General features: G+C 74.0%; 17 protein-coding genes. 7 read left to right on the top strand and 10 right to left on the bottom strand.

Annotated features, from left to right (window positions below; genetic code table 11):
• Positions 1 to 10: 10 nt before the first annotated feature.
• The 3 genes from D0T12_RS09800 to D0T12_RS09810 form a co-directional block, all read right to left on the bottom strand.
• A complete protein-coding gene (locus tag D0T12_RS09800) occupies positions 11 to 805 on the bottom strand; it encodes an ABC transporter permease (RefSeq protein WP_117399196.1) in 795 nt (264 codons plus the stop codon).
• Positions 802 to 1,731: an ABC transporter ATP-binding protein gene (locus D0T12_RS09805; RefSeq protein WP_117399197.1), complete on the bottom strand. Its 930-nt coding sequence runs from the start codon at positions 1,729 to 1,731 to the stop codon at positions 802 to 804. Before D0T12_RS09805 ends, D0T12_RS09800 begins: the two co-directional genes overlap by 4 nt.
• Positions 1,732 to 1,811: 80 nt before the next feature.
• Positions 1,812 to 3,206: an acyl-CoA synthetase gene (locus tag D0T12_RS09810; protein WP_117399198.1), complete on the bottom strand. Its 1,395-nt coding sequence runs from the start codon at positions 3,204 to 3,206 to the stop codon at positions 1,812 to 1,814.
• A 39-nt stretch (positions 3,207 to 3,245) separates the two neighbouring features.
• On the opposite strand from D0T12_RS09810, the gene D0T12_RS09815 reads away from it, so the two are divergent.
• The gene (locus D0T12_RS09815; protein WP_233525945.1) at positions 3,246 to 3,836 is read left to right on the top strand and encodes a uridine kinase family protein; all 591 of its coding nucleotides are present in this window, start codon (positions 3,246 to 3,248) and stop codon (positions 3,834 to 3,836) included.
• 11 nt (positions 3,837 to 3,847) lie between these two features.
• Here the strand turns inward: D0T12_RS09815 and D0T12_RS09820 are convergent, their stop codons facing one another.
• The gene (locus tag D0T12_RS09820; RefSeq protein ID WP_199487394.1) at positions 3,848 to 4,093 is read right to left on the bottom strand and encodes a VOC family protein; all 246 of its coding nucleotides are present in this window, start codon (positions 4,091 to 4,093) and stop codon (positions 3,848 to 3,850) included.
• Between the two features lie 270 nt (positions 4,094 to 4,363).
• Here D0T12_RS09820 and D0T12_RS09825 point away from each other — a divergent pair, with 270 nt between their 5' ends.
• Both D0T12_RS09825 and D0T12_RS09830 read left to right on the top strand, forming a co-directional pair.
• Positions 4,364 to 6,055: an RNA polymerase sigma factor sigma-70 region 4 domain-containing protein gene (locus tag D0T12_RS09825; RefSeq protein ID WP_117399200.1), complete on the top strand. Its 1,692-nt coding sequence runs from the start codon at positions 4,364 to 4,366 to the stop codon at positions 6,053 to 6,055.
• Positions 6,056 to 6,131: 76 nt separating this feature from the next.
• The gene (locus tag D0T12_RS09830) at positions 6,132 to 6,506 is read left to right on the top strand and encodes an FKBP-type peptidyl-prolyl cis-trans isomerase (RefSeq protein WP_117399201.1); all 375 of its coding nucleotides are present in this window, start codon (positions 6,132 to 6,134) and stop codon (positions 6,504 to 6,506) included.
• 4 nt (positions 6,507 to 6,510) lie between these two features.
• Here D0T12_RS09830 and D0T12_RS09835 read toward each other — a convergent pair whose 3' ends face one another.
• Complete coding sequence (locus D0T12_RS09835; RefSeq protein ID WP_117399728.1) at positions 6,511 to 7,128, bottom strand: SRPBCC family protein; 618 nt, start codon at positions 7,126 to 7,128, stop codon at positions 6,511 to 6,513.
• A gap of 232 nt (positions 7,129 to 7,360) precedes the next feature.
• Here D0T12_RS09835 and D0T12_RS09840 point away from each other — a divergent pair, with 232 nt between their 5' ends.
• The gene (locus D0T12_RS09840; protein ID WP_233526004.1) at positions 7,361 to 8,179 is read left to right on the top strand and encodes a polysaccharide deacetylase family protein; all 819 of its coding nucleotides are present in this window, start codon (positions 7,361 to 7,363) and stop codon (positions 8,177 to 8,179) included.
• Positions 8,180 to 8,347: 168 nt separating this feature from the next.
• On the opposite strand, the gene cutA is transcribed toward D0T12_RS09840, so the two are convergent.
• From cutA to D0T12_RS09865, 5 genes are all read right to left on the bottom strand, one after another.
• Positions 8,348 to 10,750, bottom strand: a complete 2,403-nt coding sequence (cutA, locus tag D0T12_RS09845; protein WP_117399203.1) for an aerobic carbon-monoxide dehydrogenase large subunit — start codon at positions 10,748 to 10,750, stop codon at positions 8,348 to 8,350.
• Positions 10,750 to 11,298 (bottom strand): (2Fe-2S)-binding protein, encoded by a 549-nt coding sequence (locus D0T12_RS09850; protein ID WP_117399204.1) that lies wholly within the window; start codon positions 11,296 to 11,298, stop codon positions 10,750 to 10,752. Before D0T12_RS09850 ends, cutA begins: the two co-directional genes overlap by 1 nt.
• A gap of 1 nt (position 11,299) precedes the next feature.
• On the bottom strand, positions 11,300 to 12,163 hold the full coding sequence (locus D0T12_RS09855) for an FAD binding domain-containing protein (RefSeq protein WP_117399205.1): 864 nt from the start codon (positions 12,161 to 12,163) through the stop codon (positions 11,300 to 11,302).
• Positions 12,160 to 12,360 carry a hypothetical protein gene (locus D0T12_RS09860; protein ID WP_117399206.1) on the bottom strand — a complete coding sequence of 67 codons (201 nt, stop codon included), beginning with the start codon at positions 12,358 to 12,360 and terminating at the stop codon, positions 12,160 to 12,162. Before D0T12_RS09860 ends, D0T12_RS09855 begins: the two co-directional genes overlap by 4 nt.
• A gap of 236 nt (positions 12,361 to 12,596) precedes the next feature.
• On the bottom strand, positions 12,597 to 14,372 hold the full coding sequence (locus D0T12_RS09865; RefSeq protein WP_117399207.1) for a PucR family transcriptional regulator: 1,776 nt from the start codon (positions 14,370 to 14,372) through the stop codon (positions 12,597 to 12,599).
• A gap of 212 nt (positions 14,373 to 14,584) precedes the next feature.
• Here D0T12_RS09865 and D0T12_RS09870 point away from each other — a divergent pair, with 212 nt between their 5' ends.
• From D0T12_RS09870 to D0T12_RS09880, 3 genes are read left to right on the top strand one after another with little or no spacing between them, the layout of a single operon-like run.
• Positions 14,585 to 15,535 (top strand): DUF2877 domain-containing protein, encoded by a 951-nt coding sequence (locus tag D0T12_RS09870; protein ID WP_233525947.1) that lies wholly within the window; start codon positions 14,585 to 14,587, stop codon positions 15,533 to 15,535.
• A complete protein-coding gene (locus tag D0T12_RS09875; RefSeq protein ID WP_117399209.1) occupies positions 15,532 to 16,983 on the top strand; it encodes an FdrA family protein in 1,452 nt (483 codons plus the stop codon). The genes D0T12_RS09870 and D0T12_RS09875 overlap by 4 nt, the downstream gene beginning before the upstream one ends.
• On the top strand, positions 16,980 to 18,476 hold the full coding sequence (locus D0T12_RS09880) for a YlbE family protein (RefSeq protein ID WP_117399210.1): 1,497 nt from the start codon (positions 16,980 to 16,982) through the stop codon (positions 18,474 to 18,476). Before D0T12_RS09875 ends, D0T12_RS09880 begins: the two co-directional genes overlap by 4 nt.
• Positions 18,477 to 18,482: the final 6 nt, after the last annotated feature.

The raw sequence follows: 18,482 nt of genomic DNA on the forward strand, positions 1-18,482 counted from the left end.
GTTCCGTCGATCAGGCGTGCCGGGGTTCCCACCGGAACCAGCGGATGGCGAGCGAGCGACCGAGCACGCCCCACACGGCGAGGACGATGAACGAGGGCAGGCACGTCCGCCAGCCCTCCAGGACGCCGACGGACGGGTGCGCGCCGTGGTCGTAGAAGTCCTGCCCGAAGTAGCCGGTCCTGCTGATCTCCACGACGGGGCTGAGCGGGAGGAGCCGGGTCGGCTGGGCGAGCCAGTCCGGCAGGGCGTCCATCGGGAACATCACCCCGCCCCCGAGCATGCAGCCGAACATGATCGGCAGGACGGTGAGCTGCGCCAGTTCCGCGTTCGGGGTGATCCCGGAGATCACGAAGGACAGGGTCGCGAAGACCGCGACGCCGCCCGCGAGGCCGACGAGGAGGAGCACGGGGTCGGCGGGGAACCGGCCGCCGAACGCGACGCCGAGCACGACGACCAGCGCCAGCACCTGGAGGGCGTACATCGCGGTCGCGGTGACGATGCCGCCCCCGGTGATCTCCGCGTCGGACAGCGCGGTGCCGCGGAGCCGTTTGAGCGTCAGGTCCTCGCGGCGGGCGGTGAACACGGTGACGAGGTTCATGAAGACCGCGAACAGGAGGAAGAAGCCGAGGTGGCCGGTGCCCTGGAGGAGCGCGCCGTCCACGCCGCCGATGTCCTGGCCCTTCATCGGGACGAGCATCCCCGCGAACAGCAGCGGCAGGCCGAACACCGAGAACATCGCCGTCCTGTTGCGCCACAGCAGCGTGAGGTCGAGGCGGGAGACGCGGAGCATGGCCGTGAAGTTCATCGGTCGGCTCCTTCGGCGGTGCGGAGGAAGACGTCTTCGAGGGACGCGCTGCGCGCCTCCAGACCGTCCAGCCGGACGCGTTCCTCGTCGGCCCAGCGCAGCAGGTCGTACAGGCCCGCCTGGAGTCCGGAGCCGTTGACGGTGTAGACGGCGACGGCACGGCCGCCGGTCACGGTCATGTCGGGGCGGGCGCCGCGCAGCTCGGGGAGTTCGGCGACCTGGAGGTGGTCGGGCATGTGGAAGGTGATGCGGTCGCCGTATCCGGCGACGACCTCCTCGACCGTCCCGGACGTCTCGATGCGGCCACGGTGGAGGATGGCGAGCCGGTCGGCGAGGTGCTCGGCCTCCTCCAGGTAGTGGGTGGTGAGGAGCACGGTGGTGCCGTCCGCGACGACCTCCTGGACGATCTTCCAGGTGGTGCGGCGGGCCTCGGGGTCCATGCCGGTGGTCGGTTCGTCGAGGAAAAGGACGGCGGGCCGGCCGAGCAGCGCGAGCGCGAGGTCGAGGCGGCGTTTCTGGCCGCCGGACAGTTGCCGCACCCGCACCCCGGCCTTGTCGCTGAGCCCGGCGAGCGCGACGGCCTCGTCGCGGTCGCGGGGCGCGGGCGTGAAGCCGCGCCAGTGGTCGACGGTCTCGGCGACGGTGAGGTCGGCGAAGAAGCCGCCTTCCTGGAGCATGATGCCGATCCGGGGGCGGACGGCGCGACGTTCGCGGTGCGGGTCGCGGCCGAGGACCCGGACCGTTCCGGCGTGGGCGGCCCGGTGCCCCTCCAGCGTTTCGAGGGTCGTCGTCTTCCCGGCGCCGTTGGTGCCGAGGAGCGCGAACAGCTCACCCGCGGCGACCTCGAAGGAGATGCCGGCGACGGCCTCGAAGTCCCCGTACCGCTGGCGGAGCCCCTCGACCGAGATGGATGGGTCGGTGTGCATGTTTCCAGCGTCGCGGTCCGGCGCGCCGTCCGGTAGAAGCGCGTGTCAGCCGATCTTGATGACAGCTGTCATATGCGGCTCTAGACGAGGTCCCCGAGGCGGGTCTTGACGACCTTGCCCATGGCGTTGCGGGGCAGCGCGTCGACCAGGTGCACCACGCGGGGACGTTTGTGGACGGACAGGCGCCCGGCGACGAAGTCGATGAGCTGCCGCTCCCCGATCCCGTCCGCGACGACGTAGGCGGTGACCTGCTCGCCGAGGTCGTCGTGGGGGGTGCCGACGACGGCGGCCTCCCGGACGTCCGGGTGCGCGAGCAGCGCGTTCTCGACCTCGCCCGCGCCGATGCGGTAGCCGCCGCTCTTGATCAGGTCGGTGGAGGCGCGGCCGACGATGCGGTGCCATCCGTCCGGCCCGATCGTCGCGATGTCGCCGGTGCGGAACCAGCCGTCCCCGGTGAACGACTCCGCGGTGGCCTCGGGCCGGTTGAGGTACCCCTGGAACAGCAGCGGCGCGCGGACGTGCAGTTCACCGGGCGTCTCACCGTCCGCCGGCACGGGCCCGCCGTCCTCGCCCGCCAGCCGCGTCTCCACTCCGGGCAGCGGTGTGCCGACGTAGCCGGGGCGCCGCTCGCCGTCCGCGCGGGCGCTGACCGTGATGAGCGTCTCCGTCATGCCGTACCGTTCGACCGGCCGGTGCCCGGTGAGGTCGGCGAGCCGTTCGAAGACGGGGACGGGGAGAGGCGCGCTGCCGGAGACGAGCAGCCGCGCGGTCCGCAGCGCCCCGGCGGCGGCCGGGTCCGCCGCCGTCCGCGACCAGACGGTCGGCACGCCGAAGAACAGGGTCCCGCCGTCCTCCGCCGCGGCCGCGTAGTCACCGGGCCGGGGCCGTCCGGTGTGGACGAGCCGCGACCCGACCCGCAGCGCCCCGAGCACCCCGAGGACGAGTCCGTGCACATGGAACAGCGGCAGTCCGTGGACCAGGACGTCGTCCGGTGTCCACCGCCAGGCTTCGGCGAGGGCGTCGAGACCCGCGGCGACCGCGCCGCGCGAGACCAGCACGCCCTTCGGCGCGCCCGTCGTCCCGCTCGTGTAGAGGATCAGCGCGGTCTTCTCAGCGCCCACCTCACCTCGCGCGCTTCCCCGACGCGGAAGCGCGTCGACGGCGACCAGGGGCGGCTCCCCGTCGCCGTGTTCCACACCACGGGCGGCCAGCAGCAGATCCGCGCCGGAATCACCGAGGATGTGGGCGCGTTCGGCGGGACCGGAGTCGGGTGGGAGCGGCACGACGGGGACGCCCGCGAGGACGCCGCCGACGACCGCCGCGACCGTCTCCGCCGACGCCGTGGCGTGCACCGCGACGGCGTCCGCTCCCTCGATCTCCCCGGCGACGGCCGACGCCCAGCCGAACAGCTCCTCGCGCGAGAGGTCGCGTCCAGCGATCCGCACCGGTCCGCCCGTCGCGCCGAGCAGGTCCATGTTCGCCCCCTCAGATCTCGTCCTGGAAGTATGCCGTCCGTGGCGTTCACGCCGGGCACCGCCCTGACCTACCCCGCGCTCGCGGCGCGTCTGCTGACGCTGCCGCCGTCGTGCGGCCCGGTGCGCCTGGTCGCGGTGGACGGTCCGAGCGGCGCGGGCAAGTCGACGTTCACCGACCACCTGGCGGCCACCCTGGTCGGCGCTCCGGTCGTCCGCTCCGACGACTTCCGCGTCCCGTGGGACGCCGACCCGCTGACCTGGTGGGAGCCGCTCCTCTCCACCGTCCTCGCCCCGCTCCGGGACGGCCGTCCCGCGACCCTGCGCCGCTACGACTGGCACCGCGACCGCTACGGCCCGCCGGAGGAGATCCCGCCCGTGCCCGTCCTCGTCGTCGAGGGGGTCGGCGCGGCCTGGGCGGGGTCACCGGCCGCCTACCGCGTCTGGATCGACGCCCCGCTGGACCTCCGCCGCGCCCGCGCCCTCGACCGCGACGGCCTGGAGTACGCCGCCGCCTGGGACGCCTGGACCGCCCGCGAGACCGCCCACTTCACCGCCGACGCCACTCGCTCCCGCGCCGACCTCCTCGTGGACGGCACATCCTTCACCGAGCACCGCTTCACGACCCGTTGAGGCGGCGGGACCTACCGGGCAGGCGCCTCCGCGAGCGACAGGCTGTTCCCGTCCGGGTCGAGCACCACGACATGACGGACACCATTGCCGTAGGTCTCCACCGGCTCATGGACGACGCCGTGCCCCGCGAGCCGACCCAGAATGTCGTCGAGCCCGGTCACCCCCAGCGTGATCGTCGCGCCCCCGACCCGCTCACCCCTCTGATCGACGACGACCCACGCGTTCTCCCCGACCTGCCACAGGTGCTCCTCCCCCATGACCTCATCGGCCGGACGCCCAAAGAACACCCCGGTACCACTCCAGCGCCCGAGCCAACTCGCTCACATCCATCACGCTGTACAAGTCCACACGGCCACCTCTCAGTCGTCTCGCAAGGAGACCACTCCCACCCCCGAAACTCATCGGCGCGACCCATGCCGGGTGATCTGAGCATGGCCGCGCGCCGACCGACGGTCGTCTCGTTAGGTGATCAGGTCTCAATGTGGCTGTTATTGGGGCTGTGCACAATGCGGGTGGGAGGTGGCGTCGTGGACCGCGAGCACTATGACCGCCTTCTGCGGCTCGCGTACCTGGTGCTGGACGACGGTGACGCTCCGCTCGTCCGTGCGCGGCGGGTCGCCGCCGGGGCGATGCGGGTGCGGCGGGGTGGGTATCCGGCCATGCGGGCCCGGCTGGTCGCGATCCTGCTCGACGAACCTCCCGGTGGGTGGGGTGGGGCGCACCGCCTGTTCTGTGAGCCGGTGCGGAAGCCGCCGGGGCCCGTGCGGGCGGCGTTGCTGGAGCTGGAGCCTCGGGAGCGGCTCGCGTACCTGTTGCGCCGGGACGGTCTCACCGCGCCTGAGATCGCCGCGGAGATGGGCGCCCACGTTCCGTTCGACTTCTGGGACGTGGACCGGGTCGTCGCCGAGGTGGACGGGCGGACGGGGCTCGACGAGGACGCGCAGCGGGCCGAGATCGAGGCGTTCGAGCCCGATCTGATCCGGTTGCGTCCGCCGACCGCTGGATCGGTCCGATGGCGTGTCGCCGTGGCGGGGGTGCTGGTCGTGGCGCTGGTCGTGGTCGCCGGGCAGGTCCTCACCCGGGCGGAGGAGGCGTCCTCCGGCGGGCCCGCCGTGGTCGACGCGGGGGTGTGGCGGGCGACGGGGACGCCGACCGTCTACGAGTGGCCGGTGCAGGGCGGGCTGCGGAACGACGCCGGGCTGCTGCGGCGGGCCGCGGACGCCTGGCGGGCCGACGGCCGGGAACCGCCGCACGGCCGCGTCTACGCGCTCTATGCAGGGACGGTGGACGGCGCGTCCCTCGTGGTGCTGCGCGACTCCCCCGGCCTGCGGACCCCGCCCAACGTGGCGCAGTACTTCGAGCGGCGTCTGTCGCGTGGCGTCGAGTCGGTTCGCAGGCTGCGGTCGAGCACGGGGCAGCTCATCATGCTGGGGATGACGTGGCGTTACCTCGTCCCGCCTTGGCTGCGGGACGTGCGGGCGGCGCTGCCGTCCGGACCGTCCCCCACCTGGATGCCGGTGGCGGTGCGGGACGGGCTGAGCGACCCGCTGCCGTGGCGCTGGTTCACGCCGGGCTGCCAGAACTACCTGGTGTTCGAGATGACGTTCCGACCGGCGATGGGCGGGTGGCCGCGGACGGTCACGCAGCTCGCGTCGCAGGATCCGCGCTCCGCGGCACCGCGCGTGTGGTTCCACGATCCGCCCAGGCGGGACGAGCGGTTCCGGTGGGCGGCGCTGCGCGCCGTCGCGTGCGGGGCGGCGGCGACGTTGAGCGAGGCGGGTGACCTGCGGTTGGGGCGGCTGTGGAGCGGTGAGCTGCCCGAGGGAGGCGGTCGCGCCACGTTGTTGACGGTGGACGCGTCCTCGCCGTGGGGCACGCCGGGCGGCTCGGTTCTGATCGCCGACGACGGCCGGGCGCTCTCGGAGCGGGGCAGGACGAACGGCGACTTCACGTCGTCCGCCGGGACGATGGCCGCGGCGGTGTGGTGGCGGTCGGCCCGGCGCTGGCATCTGGTAGCGGCGGCGGGTCCGGGCATCGCGCGGCTGCGGATGGTCGGCGAGCTGGGCACCCATGAGAAGGGCACGGACCGGGCGGACGCCAACCTGCTGCTGGTCGTGCCCGGACCGAGCGCCGAGGGCCGGATCCGGAGGCCGCTGCCGCTCGTCCAGGTCGTGGCCTACGAGACGGACGGGGACCGCACGGTCATCAGCCCTTCCTGACGGTGTCGGCGCCGGAGCCGGGCCGTGGGTTTAGGCTGGGCGTTTCCATATTCGACGAGACCGCTGGAGCCTCTTCATGGCGCTGGAACGCCCCGAGATCGACTTCCCCGAGGGACAGCCGCCCGCCTACCTCGACATCACCGACATCACCGAGGGCGACGGCGCCGAGGCCACCAAGGGCTCGAACGTGTCGATGCACTACGTCGGCGTGTCGTGGTCGACGGGCGAGGAGTTCGACGCGTCCTGGAACCGGGGCTCCACCTTCGACTTCGAGCTCGGCGGCGGCCGGGTCATCAAGGGCTGGGACATGGGCATCGTCGGGATGAAGGTCGGCGGTCGGCGCAAGCTCGTCATCCCGCCGCATCTGGCGTACGGCGACCGCAGCCCCAGCCCGGCCATCAAGCCCGGCGAGACGCTGATCTTCGTCGTCGACCTCGTCGCGGTGAACTGACCCCTCAGTCCCGCCGGGAACGGCGGCCGAGCAGGTAGCCGAGGGCGACGCCGACGAGCGCGACGAGGCCGCCGGAGCCGAACGCGATCACCATCGGCCAGGCCACGGCCGGCGCGGCGCCTCCCGTGTGGGCGGGGGTGCCCGCTCCGGCCGGGGCCGGCTCCGCCAGGGCGGGCGCGGGCGCCGGTGCGGTGAGGTCGCGTTCCACCGCGGCGAAGAACTGTCCCGCGGTGCGTTTGGCGACGCTGCCCAGCATCCGCTGGCCGACGCCGCCGACCATGCCGCCGACGACCGCGTCGGCGTCGTAGTCGATGCGGGTGGCGCCGTCGCCCGCGGTGAGCCGGACGCGGACGGTCGCGTCCACCGTGCCGGGCGCGCCCTGCCCGTGGGCGCGCAGGACGAACGAGCGCGGCGGGTCGGGGTCGGCGAGTTCGACCTGCCCGACGTACGTGCCCTGGAGTGAGGCGACGCCCGCCGAGACGGTCATGCGGTACGTGTCGGGGCCCGTCTCCTCCAGGGAGCGGCACCCGGGTATCGTCCTCGCCAGGACGGCCGGGTCCTGGAGCGCGTCCCAGACGCGGGCGAGCGGCGCGGCGACGGTGGCACTGCCGGTGAGCTGCATGACCCGACTGTAGAGAACCGAGACCGCCTCGCCGAACGGCAACACCTGCCGAGTACACGCCGAGCGTTGGGCGGATGCGCACCCCCGACCGCCGGGAATGGTCAGATATGTCCGGCAGGTTTCGTCGGTGGCGGACTCTCTCCGCCGCCGGCGCGTCAACCGATGCGAGATCCCCTGCCCACGAACCGAACGGAGTGCGCGGCCGATGCGAGGTAGGACGCCCGTGGTCACCATGGTTGCCGCCGGAGTCATCGGCGTGGCCGCGGGCGGCTGGCCCGTCCTGACCTCGCTGGGCGGGGGCTCCGACCCCGCGCTGCGGACGGAGCTCGCCGCCGTCCTCGGTGACCAGACGTGGCCGACGCCGAAACCCGGATCGTGGACGATGCCGAAACCGGCCGCCGACGGGTTTCCCCCGGTCGTCAACCGCATCGAGACGCAGGAACGGGTCGTGTTCCTCACCATCGACGACGGCTACGTCTACGACTCCGAGTTCGTGAACATCGTCCGCAAGCGGCGCGTCCCCATCATGACCTTCCTGACCACGACCTACATCAAGGGTCAGGGCCAGTACTTCTGGGCGATGCGCAACGCGGGCTCGCGCATGGAGAACCACACCGTCAGCCACCCCAACATGGCGACGCTCAGCCCCGAGACGCAGCGGAAGCAGATCTGCGACGCCTCCGACGCGATCCAGAAACAGTACGGTCGGCGGTCCGAGATCTTCCGTCCGCCGTTCGGCAGCTACAACGAGACCACGCGGCAGGCCGCCAAGCAGTGCGGCATCAAGTCGATCCTGCTGTGGTCGGCGGAGTTCTACAACGGCACGACCGGTCCCGGTGTCGGCTACAACGGCTTCGCACGCGGCGACGGCGGCAAAGGGTTCAAACCCGGCGACATCATCCTCATGCACTACCGCAAGGGCCTCGCCCGCGACATGGAGACGATGCTCGGCTGGATCGAACAGGCCGGGTTCCGGGCCGCCGCGGTCGAGAACTACCTGCCGCGCTCGCTCGGCGGCAACGCCCCCGACCGGCCCACCACGCCCGGGTGAAAGCCGACCTTCCCGGAGGAATCCCGGTTACGCCCAGTGCCCACCTGCCCTTTCATTAGGGTCGACCACGCTGGCGGGGTTGAGGTCCCCCGCACCCGAGCCGACCCCGCCAGCATCCACCCCTCGCGGGAGGCCCCCACCTGCGCGTGACCGTTCGCGCCGGTGCCCTCACTCGGCGCGGACGATGAGGGACGGGTCGGCGGCCGCCCGTTGCCGGAGCGTGTGGAGGGCGTCGGGTGACAGCGGCATCGCGTCGACCCGGACGCCCTCCGCGTCCTCCACCGCCGACGCGATCACCGCCGACACGGGGATGACGCCCGCCTCCCCCGCGCCCTTGATGCCGAGCGGGTTCAGCGGCGACGGCGTCTCCAGATGGCCGGTCCGGATGCGGGGGATCTCCGTCGCGTACGGCATCAGGAAGTCCATGAACGACGCGTTGAGGAGCTGCCCCGACTCGTCGTAGGCCATCCGCTCGTACAGCGCACCGCCGATGCCCTGCGCGACCCCGCCGTGGATCTGCCCCTCCACCACCATCGGGTTGATGAGGCGCCCGCAGTCGTGGACGACCGCGTACCGCAGGATCGCGATCTCCGCCGTGTCCGGGTCGACCTCCACGACCGCGGCGTGCGCGCCCGCGGCGAACGTGGACCGGACGGGCGAGTAGTAGTCGCGTCCCTCCAGGCCCGGCTCTTCCCCCGCCGCGATCGGCGGCTCGGTGACCGGGCGGCCCACCGCGAACTGCGTCGCCCGCGCGGTCTCCTCGTCGAACGCGTACCGCAGCGGGTTCGACAGGACCGCGACCGTCCGCAGCGGCACCGCCGCCGACACGTCGCCCCTGACGTGCACGACCCCGTCGGTGATGTCCAGGTCGCGCGGGTCGGCCTCCAGGGCCTCCGCCGCGATCCGCAGCGCCTTGTCACGGACCTTCCGGCACGCCAGCGCGATCGCGTTGCCGCTCATCACGGCCGCGCGGGACGCGAACGTCCCGACCGCGTACCCGAAGCGGCGGGTGTCGCCGGTGGTGACGTGGACGTCGCCGATCGGGACGCCCAGCTCCGCGGCGGCGATCTGCGCGAACACGGTCTCGTGACCCTGCCCCTGCGAGGTCAGCCCGGTGGAGACGTGCACCCGCCCGGCCGTGTCGATCTCGACATGGCCGCCCTCGTACGGGCCGACGCCCGTCCCCTCGACGTACACGCCGAGGCCGATGCCGAGGCGGCGGCCCCGGGACGCGGCGGCGGCGCGCTCGGCGCCGAAACCGTCCCAGCCGATCATCGCCTTCGCCTTGCGGAGCAGCTCCGGGTAGTCGCCCGAGTCGTAGATGAGGGGACGGCCGTCCTGGAACGTGAGGCCCTGGTCGTAGGGGAACTCGTCGGGCTGGATGAGGTTCGCGGCGCGGACGTCGGCGCGGTCGAGGCCGAGGTGCCGGGCGATCCTGTCCATGGTCCGTTCCATGCAGAACACGCCCTGCGGGCGGCCCGCGCCCCGGTACGGGGTGACGATCAGGGTGTTGGTGTAGAGGCTGACGACCTCCGCCCGGTACGCGCCGATCTTGTAGGGGCCGAGGAGCTGCGTGGACGTGACGATCGGGATGATGATCCCGTACGGGGTGTAGGCGCCGTGGTCGTGCCGGATCCGCACGTCGAGGCCGAGGACGCGGCCGTCGCCGTCGAACCCGACGCGCACGTCCTGGAGCTGGCCGCGTTCGTGCGCGGCGGAGACGAAGTGCTCGCGGCGGTCCTCGGTCCACTTGATCTCGCGGTCCAGCAGCCGCGCCGCCCACGGGACGAGGATCTCCTCCGGCCACGGATGGACGATCTTGACGCCGAAGCCGCCGCCGACGTCCGGGGCGATCACCTCCACCTTGCCGGTCGGCAGGCCGAGCCGGGCGGCGATCGCGGCGCGCACGCCGGTGGACGCCTGCGTGGACGAGTACACGCGCAGCGACCCGTCGTCGGCGTCCCACCGCGCGTAGACGCCGCGTCCTTCGAGGGGCATGGACGCGCTGCGTTCGATCGCGAGCCGGAACTCCAGCACGTGCGGCGCGGCGCGGATCGCGGCGGCCGCGTCGCCGGTCTCCTGGACGAGCACCGCGCCGACGTTGCCGGGGACGTCGTCGTGGACGAGGCGCTCGGCCCGCGACGCGGCCTCGATCCCGACGACGGCGGGCAGCGGCTCGTAGTCGACCCGGACGCGTTCGGCGGCGTCCTCGGCCAGGTACCGGTCGCGGGCGACGACCATCGCGACGGGTTCGCCGACATGCCGGACGACGTCGCGGGCGAGCGGGTACCCGGTGCGGCCGTGGGTGAGCGCCGGATGCGGGATGAGCAGCGGCAGCCGCTCCCCGATCCGTCCGGGAAGGTCCTCGAAGGTGTAGACGGCGACGAGACCGTCCACGTCCAGGGCCTCGGACACGTCGATGTCGGTGATCCGGGCGTGCGCGTGCGGCGACCGGACGAACGCCGCCGCGAGGGCGTCGCGGCCGAGGTCGTCGAGGTAACGACCACGGCCGGTGAGGAGCCTGCCGTCCTCGCGGCGCCGGACCGGCTCGCCGAACACCCGCGTCCCCACTACGCCTCCCCCTCCTCGGCGGACCGGGCGATCAGGTCGGCGGCGCGGTGCACCGAAGCGACGATGTTCTGGTAACCGGTGCAGCGGCACAGGTTCCCGGAGATGCCCTCCAGCACCTGGTCCTGCGTGGGGCGCGGAGTCTCGCGCAGCAGCGCCGTCACCGTGCAGAGGAACCCGGGCGTGCAGAAGCCGCATTGCAGGCCGTGGCACTCGCGGAACGCGCGCTGAACCGGCGACGGCGTCCCGTCCGGCGCGGCGAGGCCCTCCACGGTCGTGACCTCGTGGCCGGACGCGGTCACCGCGAGCATCAGGCACGACCGCACCGGGTCACCGTCCAGCAGGACGGTGCAGCAGCCGCAGACGCCGTGCTCGCAGCCGACGTGCGTGCCGGTGAGCCCGAGGTCGTGCCGCAGCAGGTCCGACAGCAGGCGGCGGGCCGGGACGCGGGCGGTGCGGTGCGCGCCGTTGACGGTCAGCGCGACGTCGAAGGTGTCCTCGCGGGTGTCCTCGAAGGTGTCCTCGCGGGTGTCCTCGCGGGCCTCCCCCATGTCAGTCCTCCGCCTTCCGCAGCGCCTCGGCCGCCGCGCGCTTCAGGGCGCGCTCGGTGAGCACACCGGTCAGGTGCCGCCGGTACGCGGCGCCCGCGTGGATGTCGGCGACGGGGTCGACGGTGTCCCGGACGTGCGCGGCGGCGGCCGTCCAGTCGCCGTGCGGGCCCGCGGCGCCGGTCAGGTCGAGGACGAGCGGTGTCGCGGAGATCCCGAGGTATCCGGCGCGGGCCGCGGACACGCGCAGGTCGTCGTCGAGGGTGACGACGGCGGCGACCCCCGCGATCGCGTAGTCGCCGTGGCGCCGCGCCGTCTCCATGAACGCGGTGCCGGTGCGGGGCGGCGCGGCCGGGAAGTACGCGGAGACGGCGAGTTCGCCGGGTTCCAACGCGGGTTCCAACGGCCCGACGAAGAAGTCGGCGGCCGGGATGGTGCGGCGGCCCCGCGTCGACGCGGCGTCGACCGTCCCGTCGAGGACGGCCAGCACGGCGGGCAGTTCGGCGGCGGGGTCGGCGTGCGCGAGGCTCCCGACGACGGTGCCGCGGTTGCGGATGACGGGGTGCGCGACATGCCGCAGCGCCCGTCTGAGCAGCGGCTGGACGGCGGCCGCCGCGGCGGAGCGCTCCACGCGCGTGTGCCGGGCGAGCGCGCCGACGCGGACGCCGCCGTCGCCGACGTGCAGGGTGTCCAGCTCCGCGACGCGGTTGATGTCGACCAGCTCGGGCGGCGCGGCGAGCCGCATGTTCAGCAGCGGGATGAGGCTCTGCCCACCGGCGAGGACCTTGCCGGACGGTCGCGCGGCCAGCGCGTCGAGCGCCTCGTCGAGCGTCACGGGGGCCCGGTACCCGAACGGGGGCGGCTTCACCGCGCCGTCCCGTCGGCCACCACGGGCCGGTGGACATCGCCGGGCGCCACGCCCCGCGACGGAGGGTCACCGGTGATCTGCAAGGTCACGTTCCCGAGGGCGAGGAGGTTTCGGGCGGCGACCGGGGCGAGGACGGCGGGACCGGCGAACTCGACCGGCCTCTTCGCCCCGAGCAGCCCGATCATGCCGTACGGCACGGCGGTGACGCCACCGGGAACGGCACCTCGGACTGGGACGGGAGCTCGTCGCCGTGCGGCTTCCAGCCGAACACCATGCGTGGTCCTCCTGATCAACCGGTCGCGTTCCTGCGGGCACGGTAGATCTACCCTGATGGGCGGGCATCGGCGACATCTGCCAAAGCCCGTCCGCCGGTTCGGCGGGACCGGCGCGTCACCGGACGATCACGGGACGCTGACACTACCCTCGATTACCCTCAGATTCCGCGCATGCGCAGCACGTGAAGGGCGAGGGTGAGGTTGAGCCGCAGATGAGCGTCCTCGGTGAACGCGCCGAGCATCCTTTCCAGCTTCCCGATGCGGTACCGCAGCGTGTTGTAGTGGAAGTGGAGGCGGCGGGCGGTCTCGGCGACGTTGAGGTTGGTCTCCAGCAGCACCTGGAGGGTGCGGCGCAGGTCGACCAGTTCCGGCTCGTCGTCGGAGGCCAGGTCGCCCAGCGTCTCCCGGACGAACGCGTGGAGTTCCTCCGGGTCCGACACCAGGCTCAGCAGCCGGTACACGCCGAGCTGGTCGAAGTGCGCCCGCGCGCCCGCGCCGTTGAGCTGCCGCCCGACCCGCACGGCCTTGACGGCCTGCTCGTACGCCTCGGGCAGCGCCGCCGGGGACGTCACCGTCCGGCTGATCCCGGTGGAGAACGTCCGCCGCACCGGCAGATGCTCAGCGAAGATCGACGACGCCTCCTTGAGCATCGCCTGGACGGGGCCGTCGGCCAGCTCGGCGGGGTCGCCGCCGTCCGCGCCGATGACCGCGACGACCTCGTGCGCGAAGCTCGCCACGGCCGCGCCCCGGTCGTGCCGCCGGACCGCCGACGTCCAGGCGGCGGCGAGCCGTTCCTGCGCGGTCCGCTCCTCGGCGCCGCGGGAGCCGCGGGTGCCGCCCTCGTGCTCGGCGCCCCGGACGCGGCCCTTCCCGTCGGTCTCGGGGGCCGACGGGCCGGGGTTGCCGCGCGGGCGGCCGTCGAGTTCGGCGACGACCACCATGACGGGACGGTCGAGGTCCCAGCCGAAGCCCGCGCAGTGCGCGACGACCCGGTCGTCGTCGCCGGCGCGTCCCGCGAGGATGTCGCGGAGGAAGTCGGCCCGGTACTTGCTCTCGACGGCGGCGACGGCCTGCTGCTTCGTCACCACGAGCGCGGCGACGGTGGCGGCGCGTTCCAAAATGCCGAGATCGGTGCCGCGCAGGTTGCCGCCGGGGCTGAACGCGATGATCCGGCCGTGGTCGAAGCCGCCCGCCATGACCGGCACGACGAGATGGTCGCCGGTGCCGTGGGCGCCGATGATGCCGCAGCCGCCGCGCCCGCAGGCCGCGTGCCGGCCGGCGTCGAACGCCCGCATCGCCTGGACGTGCTCGTCCGGCCCGGCGCCCGCGATCACGCGCTGTTCGCCGTCCACGACGACGACCGCGACGTCCAGCAGCGACGCGACCTCGTCCACGACCTCCTTGAGGCCGCCGCCGCACAGCACGATCTGCACGAGCGCGCGGTGGACCTCCTCGGTGCGGGCGAGGACGGACGCCTGCCGGTTCAGGATGTCGGTCAGGACCTGGTTGAGGATGTCGTCGAAGCCGACGTCGTTGGGGAGCAGGATCAGGGGGAATCCGCGCCGATCGGCCTGGGCGATCATCTCGGCGGGCAGGGAGTCGAGGTAGCGGCCCAGTTTGATCGCCAGGGCCGCGAGGCCGCGCTCGTCCAGGTCGGCGACCAGGTTGTCGAGGGACTGCGGGGTGTTGCGCAGGGGGTAGCCGGTGGTCAGGAGAAGCTCGTTCGGCTTCACCCACGACAGGATGTCGGGGACCTCCATCACGTTGAGGCGCTGGACGACGCGCTCAAGCCCGGCCCGACCGGCGATGAGGCGGGCGCCGTGGAGGGTACTGACGCCGAGGACCTCCCCGACCGACAGGCCGTAGGTCAGTGTTCCGGTGCTGGCGAGCCTGAGGGCCGGTGGGCCCGGGTCCGCGGTGGTGGTGTAACTCATGCCAGGGGTCACCTCGCCTTTTGGTGCGTACATCGCCCGTTACGGCGTGATCGCTACCGGTTCCTGATCAACACTGACAACTCAGACGAACGATGACAAGCATCCTTGGCAGCTTTCTCCATACGTCCGGTGCGAGGCCCGTTCTACCGTCTCGGCAGGGGCCGGGCCGTCCGTGCGCCGGGCGGCAACCGACGCCGGCCTCGGGAGGATCCGTGACCGCTCTCGTCCGCGACCCCATCCCGCTTCCGGCCAGACCGGGAGGCGGACCGCCCGCCGCCGGGGCGGCCGGCCTGGCGCTGCGGCCGCTGCTCGATCCGCCGCGCCGCGCCGCGCGGGTCATCGCCGTGTTCCCGTCGGCGGTGTACCTGGAGATGCGCGGCGGCCCCGAACCCCGGGTGCTCGCCGTCGTCACGTCCGACGCCCACCGGCTCCCGAACGCGGTGGTGATCGTCGCGACACGCCGGGAGCAGCCGTTCCGGTCGGTCCGGGAGGGCCGCGACGCGTGGGTCGGCGAGGGGCGTGTGGAGGCGGGTCCGTTGCACGTGCGGGTCCGCCGCTGGTGGGACCCGTCGGCGCCGCTCGGCCCGATGCGGCCCGCGACGCTCGCCGGCGGCGTCCGGGCCCTGGAGGACCGGCTCACCCGCGCCGGGGCGCTGTCCGAGGCCGGGATGACCGGCGGGGGCCTCGGCGACCATCCGGACCCGGCCGCCCTCGCCGCGTGCTGCGCCACGGGCGACCTCGCGGGCGCCGTCGAGGCGGCGGAGCGGATCGTCGGTCTCGGCCCCGGTCTGACGCCGAGCGGCGACGACGTCCTGTGCGGCCTGCTGGTGTCGCTGCGGCTGGTCGGCGACGCGGTCCGGCACGGCGGGGAGGCGGTGTGGCTGGCGGACTGGCTCGGCGCCGCCGTCACCGCCGACGCCGGAACCCGCACGACCGCGCTGGCCGCGACGCTGCTGCACTGCGCGGCGGCGGGCGCGGCGGGCGCCGAGGTCGCGGCGGTGCTGCGCTGCGTCGCGGGCGACGAACCGCCGGACACCGCCGTCCGCCGCCTGCTCGCCGTGGGCCACACCTCGGGCACGGACCTCGCGCACGGCGTCCTCGCCGGGTGCCGGGCGGTGCTGTCGCTGGCGTCTCGACATGCCGCCGCCATGGTGACTGCATGACGGACTGGGTCGAGGTGCGGCGGGGGGCCTACCACGATTCGGTGACCTTGATGCGGGCGAGCCGGGCGCTTTCGGAGCGGCCGGACGTCGCGGCGGCGATGGTGGCGATGGGCACCGCGCTGAACCTGGACCTGCTGGCGCGGATGGGGTTCGACGTGCCGTCCGACGCGGGCCCGGACGACCTGCTGATCGCCGTCCGGGTGGGCGGCGACGGTCTCGACGATGTGAAGGCCACGCTGGACGGGCTGTTGCGCGAGGCCCCCCGGGCGACCGTCACGGAGGCGGAGGTGGCGGCGGCTCGCACGGTAGGGGCGGCGGCCGCCCGTCCCGGGAGCGGCGCGACGGTCGCGTTGCTGTCGGTGCCGGGGCCGCACGTGTTCCCCGAGGCGATGGACGCGCTGGACGCGGGCCTCAACGTGATGGTCTTCAGCGATCACGTGCCGCTCGACCAGGAGATCGCGTTGAAGGAGGCGGCGGCGCGGCGCGGCCTGATCGTCATGGGCCCCGACTGCGGGACGGCGGTGATCGGCGGCGCGGGCCTCGGGTTCGCGAACGCGGTCCGTCCCGGGCCCGTCGGCGTCGTCGCGGCGTCCGGCACGGGCGCGCAGCAACTGATGTGCCTGCTGGACGCGGCGGGCGTCGGCGTCAGCCACGTCCTCGGCGTCGGCGGCCGGGACCTGTCGCCGGAGGTGAGCGGCCGGTCGGCGCTGGCGGCGCTCGCGGCGCTGGACGCCGATCCCGGCACCGAGCTGATCGTGCTGGTGTCGAAGCCGCCCGCGCCGCAGGTCGCGGACCTGGTCCGGGAGGCGGCGCGGCGGCTGGACACGCCGGTGGTGTTCGCGCTGGCGACGACCGGCGAGGACGATCTGACGGCGGCGGCGGAGCGGGCGCTGAGGGCGCTGCGCAGGGCGGTCCCCGCGTGGCCGCGCTGGACGGCGTCCCGGCGCCCGGCTCCGGCGGCGGGACGGGCCCTGCGCGGGCTGTTCGCGGGTGGGACGCTCCGCGACGAGGCCGAGACGATCGCGCTGGCCGCCCTCGGCCGGGACCTGGACGCCCGCGGTCACCGGTTCACCGACTTCGGCGCCGACGCCTACACGCGGGGCCGCGCCCACCCCATGATCGACCCGACGCTGCGGTTGGCGGCCGTCCGCGCGGAGGCCGCCGACCCCGGCTGCGGGGTGCTGCTGCTGGACGTCGTGCTCGGCCACGGCGCCGAACCCGACCCGGCCGCGTCCCTCGCCCCGGCGATCGCGGACGCGGTGGACGACCGTCCGGACCTGGCCGTCGTCGTGTCGCTGTGCGGGACGCCCGCCGACCCGCAGGACCGTGACCGGCAGGCCGCGGCGCTGTGCGGGGCGGGCGCGGACGTGTTCGCCTCGAACGCCCAGGCCGTCCGGCACGCCCTGTCGATGGTCGACGGGCCGCGGCGGGAGGAGTCGACCGGATGACCGACCCCGCGTCCGACCGAGTGCCCGACCACGCACCCGACCGTGCGCACCGGCTCGGCGGGCTCCTCGCCCGCGATCCGGTGGTGGTCGCCGCCGGGGCGGAGGTCTTCGCCGACGCGCTCGCCGCGCAGGCCGTGCCGGTGGTGCCGGTCGACTGGAGGCCGCCGCCCGCCGGGACGGGGACGGCGCTCGCGGCGGTCCTCGGCGACCCGGGCCACGCGGACGCCAACGCCCGCGCCGTGCGGCGCATGGTGACCGCCCGTCCCCACCTGGTGGACGTCCGCCCGGCCCGTGAGGTCCTCGGCCTCGACACCGGAACGTTCCTGCACGCGGGCCCGCCGCTGGACTGGGAGCGGGCGTCGGGCCCGATGCGCGGCGCCCTCGTCGGCGCGATGCTCCTCGAAGGGCTCGCGGAGACACCGCTCGGCGCCGAGCACGCGCTGGAACGCGGCGCGGCGACGCTCGAACCCTGCCACCGGCACGCCACGGTCGGGCCGATGGCGGGCGTCGTCGGCCCGTCCATGTGGATGCTGGTGGTGGAGGACGCCGAGCACGGCGGCACCGCGTACTGCTCGCTCAACGAGGGCCTCGGGAAGGTCCTGCGGTACGGGGCGTACGGCCCGGAGGTGATCGACCGGTTGACGTGGATGGGCGAGGTCCTCGGCCCCGCGCTGGCGGCGGCGGTGCGCGCCCACGGCCCCCTCGACCTGATGGCGATCATCGCGCGGGCGGTGCAGATGGGCGACGAGCTGCACAACCGGAACCGGGCGGCGACGTCGCTGCTGCTGCGCGAACTGGCGCCGGCGCTGCTCGCCGCGGAGGAGGTGCCGCGCGACCGGGCCGCGGCGGCGCTGCGGTTCGCGGCGGGCAACGACCACTTCTTCCTGAACGCGGGGATGGCGGCGGCGAAGGCGTGCGCGGACGCGGCGCGGAACGTCCCCGGTTCCAGCCTGGTCGTGGCGATGGCCCGCAACGGCACCGACTTCGGCGTCCAGGTGTCGGGGACGGGCGACCGCTGGTTCACCGGGCCCGCGAACGTCCCCGACGGCCTCTACCTGGGCGGCTACGGCCCGGGCGACGCCAATCCCGACATCGGCGACTCGGCGATCACCGAGACGGTCGGGATGGGCGGGTTCGCGCTGGCCGCCGCGCCCGCGATCGTCCGGTTCGTCGGCGGGGAGGTCGCCGACGCGCTCGCCGCGACCCACCGGATGTACGAGATCACCCTCGCCGAGCATCCGGTGCTCCAGGTCCCGTCGCTGTCGTTCCGCGGCACTCCGGTCGGCGTGGACGTGACCCGTGTCGTCCGCACCGGGATCCTGCCGGTCATCGACACCGGCATCGCGGGCCGGGAGCCGGGGACGGGCCAGGTCGGCGCGGGCCTCGTCGAGCCGCCGCCGAACGTGTTCGCCGACGCGCTCGACGCCCTCGCCGCGTCCGCCCGTCCCCCGGGACGACAGGGGTTCGCGGGTTCCCCAACGGGCCGTGGTTAGGGGATC

It is taken from the genome of Actinomadura spongiicola, assembly GCF_003432485.1.
In the GTDB taxonomy this organism is placed as follows: Bacteria; Actinomycetota; Actinomycetes; order Streptosporangiales; family Streptosporangiaceae; genus Spirillospora; species Spirillospora spongiicola.

Bases quoted from the DNA above. Each gene is read 5' to 3' on its own strand.
- D0T12_RS09865 (WP_117399207.1), bottom strand. From the start codon at position 14,372: ATGAGTTACACCACCACCGCGGACCCGGGCCCACCGGCCCTCAGGCTC.
- D0T12_RS09835 (WP_117399728.1), bottom strand. From the start codon at position 7,128: ATGCAGCTCACCGGCAGTGCCACCGTCGCCGCGCCGCTCGCCCGCGTC.
- D0T12_RS09830 (WP_117399201.1), top strand. From the start codon at position 6,132: ATGGCGCTGGAACGCCCCGAGATCGACTTCCCCGAGGGACAGCCGCCC.
- D0T12_RS09820 (WP_199487394.1), bottom strand. From the start codon at position 4,093: ATGGGGGAGGAGCACCTGTGGCAGGTCGGGGAGAACGCGTGGGTCGTC.
- D0T12_RS09810 (WP_117399198.1), bottom strand. From the start codon at position 3,206: ATGGACCTGCTCGGCGCGACGGGCGGACCGGTGCGGATCGCTGGACGC.
- D0T12_RS09850 (WP_117399204.1), bottom strand. From the start codon at position 11,298: ATGGGGGAGGCCCGCGAGGACACCCGCGAGGACACCTTCGAGGACACC.
- D0T12_RS09800 (WP_117399196.1), bottom strand. From the start codon at position 805: ATGAACTTCACGGCCATGCTCCGCGTCTCCCGCCTCGACCTCACGCTG.
- D0T12_RS09805 (WP_117399197.1), bottom strand. From the start codon at position 1,731: ATGCACACCGACCCATCCATCTCGGTCGAGGGGCTCCGCCAGCGGTAC.
- D0T12_RS09875 (WP_117399209.1), top strand. From the start codon at position 15,532: ATGACGGACTGGGTCGAGGTGCGGCGGGGGGCCTACCACGATTCGGTG.
- D0T12_RS09840 (WP_233526004.1), top strand. From the start codon at position 7,361: ATGGTTGCCGCCGGAGTCATCGGCGTGGCCGCGGGCGGCTGGCCCGTC.
- D0T12_RS09880 (WP_117399210.1), top strand. From the start codon at position 16,980: ATGACCGACCCCGCGTCCGACCGAGTGCCCGACCACGCACCCGACCGT.